This window comes from Ancylobacter sp. GW821-FHT10E12 (genome assembly GCF_058809335.1).
Map to the genome: position 1 here is coordinate 93160 of NZ_JBXASN010000005.1, position 12622 is coordinate 105781.

The 12622-nt window shown below is 69.5% G+C and carries 12 protein-coding genes; 9 read left to right on the forward strand and 3 right to left on the reverse strand.

What is annotated here, in order from left to right; genetic code table 11:
- Positions 1 to 33: 33 nt before the first annotated feature.
- A complete protein-coding gene (locus AC1RU4_RS08235) occupies positions 34 to 357 on the reverse strand; it encodes a YnfA family protein (protein WP_492890578.1) in 324 nt (107 codons plus the stop codon).
- A 9-nt stretch (positions 358 to 366) separates the two neighbouring features.
- Positions 367 to 1251, reverse strand: coding sequence for a 4-(cytidine 5'-diphospho)-2-C-methyl-D-erythritol kinase (locus tag AC1RU4_RS08240; protein ID WP_492890579.1), 885 nt, complete (start codon positions 1249 to 1251; stop codon positions 367 to 369).
- A 266-nt stretch (positions 1252 to 1517) separates the two neighbouring features.
- On the opposite strand from AC1RU4_RS08240, the gene rimP reads away from it, so the two are divergent.
- From rimP to rpsO, 8 genes are all read left to right on the forward strand, one after another.
- Positions 1518 to 2360 (forward strand): ribosome maturation factor RimP, encoded by an 843-nt coding sequence (rimP, locus tag AC1RU4_RS08245; protein ID WP_492890580.1) that lies wholly within the window; start codon positions 1518 to 1520, stop codon positions 2358 to 2360.
- Entirely contained in the window at positions 2360 to 3982 is a 1623-nt protein-coding gene (gene nusA / locus AC1RU4_RS08250) for a transcription termination factor NusA (protein WP_492890581.1), read from the forward strand. The genes rimP and nusA overlap by 1 nt, the downstream gene beginning before the upstream one ends.
- 39 nt (positions 3983 to 4021) lie before the next feature.
- On the forward strand, positions 4022 to 4717 hold the full coding sequence (locus AC1RU4_RS08255; protein ID WP_492890582.1) for an RNA-binding protein: 696 nt from the start codon (positions 4022 to 4024) through the stop codon (positions 4715 to 4717).
- Between the two features lie 64 nt (positions 4718 to 4781).
- On the forward strand, positions 4782 to 7556 hold the full coding sequence (infB, locus tag AC1RU4_RS08260; RefSeq protein ID WP_492890583.1) for a translation initiation factor IF-2: 2775 nt from the start codon (positions 4782 to 4784) through the stop codon (positions 7554 to 7556).
- A 159-nt stretch (positions 7557 to 7715) separates the two neighbouring features.
- Positions 7716 to 8144 carry a 30S ribosome-binding factor RbfA gene (gene rbfA, locus AC1RU4_RS08265; protein WP_492890584.1) on the forward strand — a complete coding sequence of 143 codons (429 nt, stop codon included), beginning with the start codon at positions 7716 to 7718 and terminating at the stop codon, positions 8142 to 8144.
- Entirely contained in the window at positions 8141 to 9262 is a 1122-nt protein-coding gene (gene truB, locus AC1RU4_RS08270; protein ID WP_492890585.1) for a tRNA pseudouridine(55) synthase TruB, read from the forward strand. The genes rbfA and truB overlap by 4 nt, the downstream gene beginning before the upstream one ends.
- A gap of 68 nt (positions 9263 to 9330) precedes the next feature.
- Positions 9331 to 9612, forward strand: coding sequence for a TM2 domain-containing protein (locus AC1RU4_RS08275; RefSeq protein WP_492890586.1), 282 nt, complete (start codon positions 9331 to 9333; stop codon positions 9610 to 9612).
- A gap of 186 nt (positions 9613 to 9798) precedes the next feature.
- Positions 9799 to 10068 carry a 30S ribosomal protein S15 gene (gene rpsO / locus AC1RU4_RS08280; protein WP_492890587.1) on the forward strand — a complete coding sequence of 90 codons (270 nt, stop codon included), beginning with the start codon at positions 9799 to 9801 and terminating at the stop codon, positions 10066 to 10068.
- A gap of 47 nt (positions 10069 to 10115) precedes the next feature.
- Here the strand turns inward: rpsO and AC1RU4_RS08285 are convergent, their stop codons facing one another.
- Positions 10116 to 10367: a hypothetical protein gene (locus AC1RU4_RS08285; protein ID WP_492890588.1), complete on the reverse strand. Its 252-nt coding sequence runs from the start codon at positions 10365 to 10367 to the stop codon at positions 10116 to 10118.
- 29 nt (positions 10368 to 10396) lie between these two features.
- On the opposite strand from AC1RU4_RS08285, the gene pnp reads away from it, so the two are divergent.
- The gene (gene pnp / locus AC1RU4_RS08290; RefSeq protein ID WP_492890589.1) at positions 10397 to 12550 is read left to right on the forward strand and encodes a polyribonucleotide nucleotidyltransferase; all 2154 of its coding nucleotides are present in this window, start codon (positions 10397 to 10399) and stop codon (positions 12548 to 12550) included.
- Positions 12551 to 12622: the final 72 nt, after the last annotated feature.

Genomic DNA, 12622 nt, shown 5'->3' on the forward strand with positions numbered 1-12622 from the left:
GGGTGCGCGCTGAAGAGTGCGCACTAATGGCGCTCAGCCGCGCGGCGCGTAGAGGATGATCGCCGCGCCGGCGAGGCAGACGGCGCCGCCGACGATGTCCCAGCGGTCGGGCCGCAGCCCCTCCACCGCCCACAGCCAGGCGAGCGAGGCGGCGATATAGACGCCGCCATAGGCCGCGAAGGCCCGGCCGGCGGCGCTGGCCTCGACCTGGGTGAGCAGGGCGCCGAAGGCGACCAGGCTGAGCGCGCCCGGCGCCAGCCAGAGCGGGCTCGCCCCCGAGCGCACCACCGCCCAGAAGGCGAAGCAGCCGGCGATCTCGGCGAGCGCCGCCAGCGCATAGATGAAACCGGTGACCATGCGCGCCCCTCAGCCGATGATGGTGGACTTCACCCACCAGTCCGGCCGCGCGGCGGCGATGAGCTTGCCCGCCCGCGCCGCCGCCCGGCAATCGTCATAAAGTCCGAAAAAGCTCGCCCCCGAGCCGGACATGCGCACCAGCCGCACCTCCGGCGTCGCAGCCAAGGTGTCGGCCACCTCGGCGAGCGACGGCTCCAGCGCGCGGGCCGGCGGTTCGAGATCGTTGGGCATCGTGGCGAGAAAGGCCAGCACCGCGCCCTGCGTGGCGAAGCCGGCCGGCACCGGCACCGCCGGGGAACGGGTCGTGCCGGGGGCGAGGCCGAGCGCGCGGAACACCGCGGCGGTGGCGATCGGACGCCGCGGATTGACCAGCACCGCGCCGAAGCGCGGCAGCAGGACCGGCGCGACGGTCTCGCCGCGCCCGCTCATCAGGCAGGCGCGGCCGAAAAGGCAGGCCGGCACGTCCGAGCCGGTGGCAAGCGCGGCCTCGAATAGGCGCGGGTCGCCGGCATCGAGGCCGTTGGCGCGGGCGAGCAGCCGCAGCGCGGCGGCGGCGTCCGCCGAGCCGCCGCCGATGCCGGAGGCGACCGGCAGCCGCTTGTCGAGCGCGAAGCGGCCGACGGCGAGGCCCGGCACGCGGGCGGCGAGCTCGCGCGCGGCCTTCAGCACCAGATTGTCCGCCTCGACCTTGAGCGTGGCGGCGCCGGGGCCGGAGAGGTCGAGCCCGGCCTCCCCGTCCGCCGCATAGGCCAATCGGTCGCCGACCCCGGCAAAGGCGACGAGGCTGGACAGGTCGTGATAGCCGTCGGCGCGGCGGCCGAGCACGGCGAGGCCGAGATTGATCTTGGCCAGCGCGCGCTCGGACAGCGGCGGGGAGGAAGCGGGACGGGGCATGTTCCGCTTATGCGCGGAGCCGCGCCGGTCGACAAGCGCCGGATGACCGGGCCGCCATCGCCGCGCGGTTCCGCGTCCCGGCTTCCGCATGCCCGTATCGGCCGCATCAAGCGTGGACGGAGCGCCGCTTGCCGCGAGGATGGTTTGGGCGTATAAGCGGCGCCATTCACATATCTCAGATGACCTGACGGTCGGTTGAGAGTGGGTTCCGCCGCCGGGACCCGCTCTTTTTGCATTGTGAGCGACTTCAGTATCCGGCGAGGACGATGAGCGAGAACGACACCAAACCCGAAGAGATCGCGTCCGAAGAGATCGTCGCGATTGCGGCCGCGCTCGACGAGCCGCGTCTCGTCACCGAGACCGGCCCGGCCGCTCGGGTGGCCGGCATTGTCGGCCCGGTGCTGGAAGGCCTCGGCTTCCGCCTGGTGCGCGTCAAGATTTCCGGCGGCGACAGCCTCACCCTGCAGATCATGGCCGAGCGGCCGGACGGCACCTTCGGCATCGACGAATGCGAGGCGGCCAGCCGCGCCATCTCGCCGGTGCTCGATGTCGAGGATCCCATCACCGGCGCCTATAATCTCGAAATGTCCTCCCCCGGCATCGACCGGCCGCTGGTGCGCATCAGCGATTTCCAGCGCTGGACCGGGCATGAGGTGAAGGTGGAGATGGCGGTGCCGCACGAGGGCCGCAAGCGCTTTCGCGGCACGCTCATCGGCACCGACAGCGCCCATGCGGTGATCCGCCTGCCCGACGCCCCCGCCGATGCGCCCGACACCCACCGTCTGCCGATCGCCGATATCGGCGACGCCCGCCTCGTGCTGACCGACGGCCTGATCCGCGACGCCCTGCGGCGCGACAAGGCGCTGCGCGAGGGCGCGGATTTCGACGAGGACGACGAGGACCTGGCCGGCGACGAGCCGGCGGAGGATGCCGACGCGTCGGAAGCGGGCGGCGACGAGATCGCGGTGCGCATCCTCCCGCCCAAGAAGATGCCCGTCCGCAAGGACGCCATCAAGAAGTCGAAGCCCTGGCCGAAGCCCCCGGGCGGCGCCAAGCCGGGCAAGAAATCGAATGCCAAACGGAAATTCACCGTGAAGGAGACGAACTGATGGCTGTCGTCAGTGCAAACCGGCTCGAGCTTCTGCAGATCGCCGACGCGGTCGCGCGCGAAAAATCGATCGACCGGCACATCGTCATCGCCGCCATGGAGGACGCGATCGCCAAGGCGGCGCGCTCCCGCTACGGCGCCGAGACCGACATCCATGCGGAGATCAACCCGCGCACCGGCGAGCTGCGCCTGGCGCGGCATCTGCTGGTCGTCGACCAGGTGGACAATTCCTCCATCGAGATCAGCCTCGCCGACGCGCGCCGGCTGAACCCGGCGGCCCAGGTCGGCGATTCCATCGCCGACACGCTGCCGCCCTTCGATTTCGGCCGCATCGCCGCGCAGAGCGCCAAGCAGGTCATCGTGCAGAAGGTGCGCGAGGCCGAGCGCGACCGGCAGTACGACGAATACAAGGACCGCATCGGCGAGATCGTCAACGGCGCGGTCAAGCGCGTCGAATACGGCAATGTGGTCGTCGATCTCGGTCGTGGCGAAGCCTCGCTGCGCCGCGACGAGCTGCTGCCGCGCGAGGTCTTCAAGACCGGCGACCGCATGCGCGCCTATGTCTACGACGTGCGCCGCGAGCCGCGCGGCCCGCAGATCTTCCTGTCGCGCACCCATCCGCAGTTCATGGCGAAGCTGTTCGCCCAGGAAGTGCCGGAAATCTACGACGGCATCGTCGAGATCAAGGCGGTGGCCCGCGACCCCGGCTCGCGCGCCAAGATCGCCGTCACCTCGCGCGATTCCTCGGTGGACCCGGTCGGCGCCTGCGTCGGCATGCGCGGCTCGCGCGTGCAGGCGGTGGTGAACGAGCTGCAGGGCGAGAAGATCGACATCATCCCGTGGTCGCCCGACGTCGCCACCTTCATCGTCAACGCCCTCGCGCCGGCCGAAGTCGTCAAGGTGGTGCTCGACGAGGACCGCGAGCGTATTGAAGTCGTGGTCCCGGATGCCCAGCTAAGCCTCGCGATCGGCCGCCGCGGCCAGAATGTCCGCCTCGCCTCCCAGCTCACCGGCTGGGACATCGACATCATGACCGAGGCGGAAGAGAGCGAGCGGCGCCAGAAGGAATTCGCCGAGCGCTCGAAGATGTTCGCCGAGGCGCTCGACCTCGACGAGATGATGGGCCAGCTCCTCGCCTCGGAAGGCTTCGCCACCGTCGAGGAACTCGCCTATGTGCCGATCGCCGAGCTCGCGAGCATCGAGGGCTTCGACGAGGACACCGCGCAGGAACTGCAGAACCGCGCGCTCGGCCATCTCGCCCAGGTGGAGGCCGAGTTCGACGAGCGCCGCCGCGCCCTCGGGGTCGAGGACGAGCTGCGCGAGGTTCCCGGCGTGACCTCGCCGATGCTGGTGGCGTTCGGCGAGAACGACATCAAGACGGTCGAGGACCTTGCCGGCTGCGCCACCGACGACCTCACCGGCTGGACCGAGCGCAAGGACGGCGAGACCGTCCGCATCGCCGGCGCGCTGGAAGGCTTCGAGCTCTCCCGCGAGGATGCCGAGGCGCTGATCATGCAGGCCCGCGTCAAGGCGGGCTGGATTTCGGCCGACGAGCTCCCCGCACCGGGCGAGGACCCCGCCGACGAGAGCACCGACGAGGAAGACACCGGCGCCGGGGCATGAGCCCCGCACCGGTTGGGACGACGAGGGGAGTGCCGCGGGGTGAGCGAGCAGGCGATCGGGCAGGCGGATGCCGATGAGGCTGCCGCCGGCGCCGGCGAGCCGGACGAGACCGATGCCGGTCCCGCCGCGGCGCGCCGCGAGCTGACGCGCCTGTGCCTCGCCAGCCGGACCGTGCGTCCGGTCGGCGAGATGCTCCGCTTCGTGGTGGCGCCGGACGGCACGGTGGTGCCGGACCTCGCCGCCAAACTGCCCGGGCGCGGCGCCTGGGTCGGGGCCACCCGCTCCGAGCTGGCGCTGGCGCTGAAGAAGAAGGCTTTCGGCCGCGCCTTCCGCGGCAAGGCGAGGGCGGATTCGGGCCGCGCCGATGCGGGTCTCGTCGAGATGGTCGACGCCCTGCTCGAGAAGGACATGTTCGCCGCCCTCAGCTTCGCCAACAAGGCGGGGCAGCTGGTGACGGGCAATACCAAGGTGACTGAGGCGCTGCTCGGCGGCGCCATCGTCCTCGTTCACGCCTCCGATGCGGCGCGCGACGGGGTGGCCAAGCTCGATGCGCTGGCACGGCGCGCGGGGGAGGCAAACGGGCGGGAAATCGCCTTCGTTAACTCTTTGTCAGGCGTGCAATTGGACTTGGCGTTGGGGCGGGCAAATGTGGTACATGCTGCGCTGCTCGCCCATCCCACGAGCGCGGGGTTTCTCGCGCGCGTAAGAAGGCTCGAGAGCTGGCGCGCTGGATAGCAAGCCGGCGCACAGATGTGAGGCATCCCGCAACAGGGCGCGGATGCTCAGGAACGGATACCGAATGACCGATACGAAGAACCCCGGCGAGAAGACGATGGGCGTTAGCCAGGGCAAGACCCTGACGCTCAAGAGGCCTGTCGAGCAGGGCGTCGTTCGCCAGAGCTTCAGCCATGGCCGATCCAAGGCCGTGGTGGTCGAGAAGGTGAAGCGGCGCGTGTTCGGTCCGGGCGAGAAGCCCGATGCACCATCCGCGCCTTCCGCTCCGGCCGCCGCCGCCGCGCCCGCCGCCCCGGCACCGCAGCCGCCGCGCCCGGCCCAGCCGGCTGCCGCCGCGCGCCCGGCGTCGCAGCAGCCGCAGCAGCAGCAGCGCCCGCCGATGCAGGGCCGCACCCAGCCGGCGCCCGGCGCCAATTTTTCCGGGCCGCGCCCCGCGCCCGTCAATCAGCGCCCCGGCGGCGTCGTGCTTCGCTCGCTGACCGAGGAAGAAGCCCGCGCGCGCACCGCCGCGCTGCAGGACGCCCGCGTGCGCGAGGCCGAAGAGCGCCGTATCGCCGAGGAAGAAGCCCGCCGGCGCGCCGAGCGCGAGGCCCGCGAGAAGGTCGAGCGCGAGGCCGCCGAGGCCCGCAAGCGCGAGGAAGACGCCCGCCGCGCCTTCGACGAGGAAGCCAAGCGCAAGTCCGAGCAGGAGGCGCGCAAGCGTTTCGGCGAGGACAACGCCGTTCAGCCGGCTCCGGCCGCCGCTCCCGCTCCGCGCGCCGCGGCTCCGGCCAGCCCGGCCCCGTCCGCCCCGGCGCCCGGCGCCCCGCGCGTGGCGACCCCGCGCGGCCCCGGCTCGATGGAATCGGAAGAAGAGGAGCGCCGTCCGGTCCGCCGTGGCCCCGGTGGCGCACCTGCGCGCCCGGTGCCGCCGCCGCAGAAGCCGACCCGGCCGGCCGGCGGCGAGAAGAATCGCGGCCGCCTCACCCTGGTGACGGCGCAGTCCGGCGAGGAAGAGCGCCAGCGTTCGGTCGCCGCCTTCCGCCGCCGCACCCAGCGCATGAGCGGCCATCGCCATGTCGAGGCGAAGGAGAAGATCTCGCGCGAAGTCATCGTGCCGGAGACCATCTCGATCCAGGAACTCGCCAACCGCATGGCCGAGCGCGCGGTCGACGTGATCCGCCTGCTGATGAAGCAGGGCCAGATGGTGAAGATCACCGACGTGATCGACGCCGACACCGCCCAGCTGATCGCCGAGGAACTCGGCCACACCGTGCGCCGCGTTGCCGAATCCGACGTCGAGGAAGGCCTGTTCGACACGCCGGACGCGCCGGAGAACCTGGAATCGCGCCCGCCGGTCGTCACCATCATGGGCCATGTCGACCACGGCAAGACCTCGCTGCTCGACGCCCTGCGCTCGGCCAATGTCGTGTCCGGCGAGGCCGGCGGCATCACCCAGCATATCGGCGCCTATCAGGTGACCTCGCCGCTCGGCGGCAAGATCACCTTCATCGACACGCCCGGCCACGCCGCGTTCACCGCCATGCGCGCCCGTGGCGCCAAGGTGACGGACATCGTGGTGCTGGTGGTGGCGGCCGATGACGGCGTCATGCCGCAGACCGTGGAAGCCATCAATCACGCCCGCGCCGCCAAGGTGCCGCTGATCGTGGCGATCAACAAGATCGACAAGCCCGATGCCAAGCCCGAGCGCGTGCGCTCCGAGCTGCTGCAATACGAGGTTCAGGTCGAAAGCCTCGGCGGCGATACGCTCGAAGTGGAAGTGTCGGCCAAGGCCCACACCAATCTCGACAAGCTGCTGGAGCTGATCACCCTTCAGGCCGAAGTGCTCGACCTCAAGGCCAATCCCGAGCGCGAGGCCGAAGGCACCGTCATCGAGGCCAAGCTCGATCGCGGTCGCGGCCCGGTGGCCACCGTGCTGGTGCAGCGCGGCACCCTGCGCGTCAGCGACATCGTCGTGGCCGGCGCCGAATGGGGCCGCGTGCGCGCCCTCATCAACGACAAGGGCTCCCCGGTCGGGGCGGCCGAGCCGTCGATGCCGGTGGAAGTCCTCGGCTTCAACGGCACCCCGGAGGCGGGCGACCGCCTCGCCGTGGTGGAGAGCGAAGCCCGTGCCCGCGAGATCACCGATTATCGCCAGCACCAGAAGCGCGAGAAGGCGGCCGCGCGTTCGGCCACCGTGCGCGGCTCGCTCGAGCAGATGATGAGCCAGGTGAAGGCGGCGGGCCGCAAGGAATTCCCGCTGATCATCAAGGGCGACGTGTCCGGCTCGGTCGAGGCGATCATCGCCTCGCTCGACAAGCTCGGCACCGACGAGGTGCAGGCGCGGATCATCCACTCCGGCGCCGGCGGCGTGAACGAGAGCGACGTGACGCTGGCCGAGACGGCCGGCGCCGTGATCGTCGCGTTCAACGTGCGCGCCAACAAGGAAGCCCGCGAGGCGGCGGAGCGCGCCGGCATCGAGATCCGCTACTACAACATCATCTACGACCTCGTGGATGACGTGAAGCTGGCGATGGGCGGCCTGCTCGCCCCGATCAACCGCGAGACCATGCTCGGCAACGCGCTGGTCCTGGAGATCTTCGCGGTGTCCAAGGTCGGCAAGGTCGCCGGCTGCCGCGTCACCGACGGCACCGTCGAGCGCGGCCAGCATGTCCGCCTCATCCGCGACAACGTCGTCATCCACGAAGGCAAGCTCGCCACGCTCAACCGCTTCAAGGATGCGGTCAACGTGGTGCAGGCCGGCCAGGAATGCGGCATGTCCTTCGAGAATTACCAGGACATGCGCGCCGGCGACGTCATCGAGTGCTACCGCGTCGAGGTGGTCCAGCGCACGCTGTGACCGCCCGCCGCTGCGGCGGCGCGCGCGACGGCCGGACGGCATGCCGCCCGGCCTTGTGATTTCCGCGGGAGCCGGACGGTCCGAATCCGTCGGCTCCGGTCGAAGCCGTCCCGCCCTCCGGCGCTGCCGGGGCGGGCGCCCTGAGGATTGTTGAACGCCATGAAGACCAAGACGAGCTCGGGCTCAGGCCCGAGCCAGCGCCAGTTGCGCGTCGGCGAACTGGTGCGCCACGCCCTGTCCGACATCCTGTCGCGGGGCGACATCGCCGATCCGGCGCTGGCCAAGGTGCTGATCACCGTGCCGGAAGTGCGGATGAGCCCGGACCTGAAGATCGCCACCTGCTTCGTCATGCCGCTCGGCGGCAAGGACCCCAAGGCGGCGATCGACGTGCTGGCCACCAATGCCAAGCCGCTGCGCGGCGAGATTTCGCGCCGGGTGGCGCTGAAATACACGCCGGAACTGCGCTTCCGCATCGACACCTCCTTCGAGGAAGGCGCGCGCATCGACGCGCTGCTGCGCTCGCCGGACGTGCAGCGCGATCTCCAGGACGAAGACGACGACAAGAACGACGCGGGAGACGAGAAATGAACGCCCCCCTGGCGGCTGCAGCCGCCATTTCCGAGACCTTTGCGGCCGAAGCCGCCATTGCCGAGACTCTCGCGGCTGAAGCCGGCATCGACGCGACGGTTTCCGCCGGAGCGCTTGCCGGCGAGGCGCCGGTCGCCGATGCAGCTGCCGCCCATGCCGGCCCGCGCGAGCATCGCGGACCGCGCGGCAAGGATCGTCAGGCCCGCCGCCCCAAGCGCGACGTCGACGGCTGGATCCTGCTCGACAAGCCGGTCGGCATGACCTCGACCCAGGCGGTCGGCGCGGTCAAATGGCTGTTCTCCGCCAAGAAGGCCGGCCATGCCGGCACGCTCGACCCGCTGGCCTCCGGCTGCCTGCCGATCGCGCTCGGCGAAGCGACCAAGACGGTGCCCTTCGTCATGGACAGCCGCAAGGTCTACCGCTTCACCGTCCGCTGGGGCGTCGAGACCAATACCGACGACAGCGAAGGCGAGGCCGTCGCCCATTCCGATATCCGCCCGACCCGCGAGGCGATCCTCGCCGCGCTGCCGGCCTTCCGCGGCGAGATCGAGCAGGTGCCGCCGGCCTTCTCGGCGCTGAAGATCAATGGCGAGCGCGCCTATGACCTCGCCCGCGACGGCATCGTCGTCGAGCTCGCCGCCCGCCCGGTGATCATCCACCGGCTCGACCTCGTCGACATGCCGGATGCCGACCACGCGGTGTTCGAGGCCGAATGCGGCAAGGGCACCTATGTGCGCTCGCTCGCCCGCGACATCGGCCGGATGCTGGGCAGCCACGGCCATATCGCCGCGCTCAGGCGCAGCAGCGTCGGCACCTTCGCCGAGGAGGAGCTGGTGCCGCTGGAGACGCTGCGCACCCTGTTCGACGAGCGCGGCGAGACCCCGCCCTTCGACCAGCTGCGGCCGGTGGAGATCGGCCTCGACACGCTGCCCTCGCTCCGCGTGAGCCCGGCCGATGCGGCGCGGCTCGCCCGCGGCCAGTCGATCATCCTGCGCGGGCGCGACGCGCCGATCCTCGAAGGCCCGGTCGCGGTGACGGCGAGCGGCCGCCTGGTGGCGCTCGGCGAGGCCGAGGGCGGCGAGATCTTCCCCAAGCGCATCTTCCATTCCGGATCGTAAAGTTGTGTTGACGGCCTTCTCAACCGCGGTAATTTGATACTCAGACATGTGGCGGAGGCAGGACACCAGTGGGACTCAGTACGCAAGATAAAATCCTGATCGAAACCCGGATCAGTAATGAGGGACCATCCGCCGTGGTGGCTTATCTGCTGTGGTTCTTCCTCGGCATCGTCTCGGCGCATCGTTTCTACCTCGGTCGCCCCGGGAGCGCCGTGCTTCAGATTTTGACCTACTTCATCGTGGTTGGCTTTATTTGGTTACTGATCGATGCGTTCCTGATTCCTGGAATGGTGCGCTCCAAGCAGGATCAGATACGTCAGAGGCTTATGACGATGGCATTGGCAGGCTGACCTCATCATACTAGCCACACTGGCGTTTTCGTGTATGGTGCGCGCGCGTTGCGGACCCGTGGTCCGCGCGATCCGCTGCTATTCGACCGCGCTGGACGACATCCCGGCCCGGCCGATCGGCGGAACCGGCGAGCCCCGCAAAATGGCGGCCCGCCCTTCACTATCGAAACCCGGAAAGGATACCCGATGTCGATTACTGCCGAGCGCAAGCAGGCGCTCATCACCGAATATGCCACCAAGCCGGGCGATACCGGTTCGGCGGAAGTGCAGGTTGCGATCCTCACCGAGCGCATCTCCAACCTCACCGGCCATTTCAAGAGCCACGCGAAGGACAACCATTCCCGTCGCGGTCTGCTCAAGATGGTGTCCGCGCGTCGCGGCCTCCTCGACTATCTCAAGAAGACCGAGGAATCCCGCTACAAGTCCCTGATCCAGCGGCTGGGCATCCGCCGCTGAGGCTGAACGCGAGGCTCGCATCCCAGCGGTGCGGGCCTCGTCCTCTATCAAGACGGCGCGAGGCGGATGGTCCGCTGCGCCGAAGCCCTTGCCGATCCGGCGCAACCGCCTGATCGGCACGAAAGGGCTCTCGATTCGACAAGCTGAAGCAGGTTCTCGCCGCCGCTGCGCAAAGAGACCGGCTTCGAGCCCGCAAGAGCGGCGGGCATGGGGTTCGCCGCGTCCGACAGAAGCGGCGGCCATGGCAGGATCGCCGGAGGCTTCTCCTCGTTCGAGGAGCCTCCGGCCGTCTTGCCCATGGCCGTCCTTCGGAAAGCCAGAGATACATATGTTCGACATTCACCGCGAGGAACTCGACTGGGGCGGGCGCACGCTCACCCTCGAGACCGGCCGGATGGCCCGCCAGGCCGATGGCGCCGTGCTCGCCAGCTACGGCGACACCACCGTGCTCGCCACCGCCGTTTCGGCCAAGTCGCCGAAGCCGGGCCAGGACTTCTTCCCGCTCACCGTCAACTACCAGGAAAAGGCCTATGCGGCCGGTCGCATTCCCGGCGGCTACTTCAAGCGCGAAGGCCGTCCGAGCGAGAAGGAGACCCTGGTCTCCCGCCTGATCGACCGCCCGATCCGCCCGCTCTTCGCCGACGGCTACAAGAACGACACCCAGGTCGTCATCACCGTGCTTTCGCACGATCTGGAGAACGACCCCGACGTGGTGTCGATGGTCGCGGCTTCCGCGGCGCTCACCCTGTCCGGCGTGCCGTTCATGGGCCCGATCGGCGGCGCCCGCGTCGGCTTCATCGACAATGAATACGTGCTGAACCCGACCACCGACGAATTGAAGGAATCGGCTCTCGACCTCGTGGTCGCCGGCACCGCCGACGCCGTGCTGATGGTCGAATCCGAAGCCAAGGAACTGGCCGAGGAAGTCATGCTCGGCGCGGTGATGTTCGGCCACCGGCACTTCCAGCCGGTGATCGACGCCATCATCCGCCTCGCCGAGAAGGCCGCCAAGGAGCCGCGCGACTTCGCCGCTCCCGACCATTCGGCGCTGGAAGCCGAGCTGCGCGGCCTGATCGAGGACGAGCTGCGCTCGGCCTACAAGATCGCCCGCAAGCAGGACCGCTACGAGGCGGTCGGCGCCGCCAAGTCCAAGGCGAAGGCGCATTACGCCGCCCTCGCCGCCGAGGGCAAGGACGTGCCGGACGCCCAGGTCCTCTCCGAGGTGCTGAAGGAGCTCGAAGCCAAGATCGTGCGCTGGACCATCCTCGACGAGGGCGTGCGCATCGACGGCCGCGACACCAGGACCGTTCGTCCGATCGTCGCCGAAGCCAGCGTGCTGCCGCGCGCCCACGGCTCGGCGCTGTTCACCCGCGGCGAGACGCAGGCCCTGGTGGTCGCGACCCTCGGCACCGGCGAGGACGAGCAGTTCATCGACAGCCTGGAAGGCACCTACAAGGAGCGCTTCCTGCTGCACTACAACTTCCCGCCCTTCTCGGTCGGCGAGACCGGCCGCATGGGCTCGCCCGGCCGCCGCGAGATCGGCCACGGCAAGCTCGCCTGGCGCGCCATCCGCCCGATCCTGCCGCCCGCGCACGAGTTCCCCTACACGCTGCGCGCGGTGTCGGAGATCCTCGAGTCGAACGGCTCGTCCTCCATGGCCACGGTCTGCGGCACCTCGCTCGCCCTGATGGATGCCGGCGTGCCGCTGCGCCGTCCGGTGGCGGGCATCGCCATGGGCCTGATCCTGGAAGGCGAGAAATTCGCCGTGCTCACCGACATCCTCGGCGACGAGGATCATCTCGGCGACATGGACTTCAAGGTGGCCGGCACCGACAAGGGCGTCACCGCCCTGCAGATGGACATCAAGATCGCCGGCATCACCGAGGAGATCATGAAGGTCGCCCTCGGCCAGGCGAAGGATGGCCGCCTGCACATTCTCGGCGAGATGGGCAAGGCGCTGACCGGCGCCCGCGCCGAGCTCGGCGAGCATGCCCCGCGCATCGAGGTGATCCAGATCCCGGTCGACAAGATCCGCGAAGTGATCGGCTCGGGCGGCAAGGTCATCCGCGAGATCGTCGAGAAGACCGGCGCCAAGATCAATATCGAGGACGACGGCACCGTGAAGGTGGCCTCGGCGTCCGGCGATTCGATCAAGGCGGCGCTGAACTGGATCAAGTCGATCGCTTCCGAGCCGGAAGTCGGCCAGATCTATGAAGGCACCGTGGTGAAGGTGGTCGATTTCGGCGCCTTCGTGAACTTCTTCGGCGCCAAGGACGGCCTCGTGCACATCTCGCAGCTCACCCGCGAGCGTGTCGGCAAGACCTCCGACGTCGTCAAGGAAGGCGACAAGGTGAAGGTTAAGCTGCTCGGCTTCGACGAGCGCGGCAAGACCCGCCTGTCGATGAAGGTCGTCGACCAGGCGACCGGCGAGGACCTCGAGGCGAAGAAGTCCGACGACGACGAGGCCGGCGCCGCCGAGTGATCGGCTGCACGCCTCATGTTCAGAGCGGGGCGCCTTCGGGCGCCCCGCTTCGTTTGCGGGATGTGGATATCC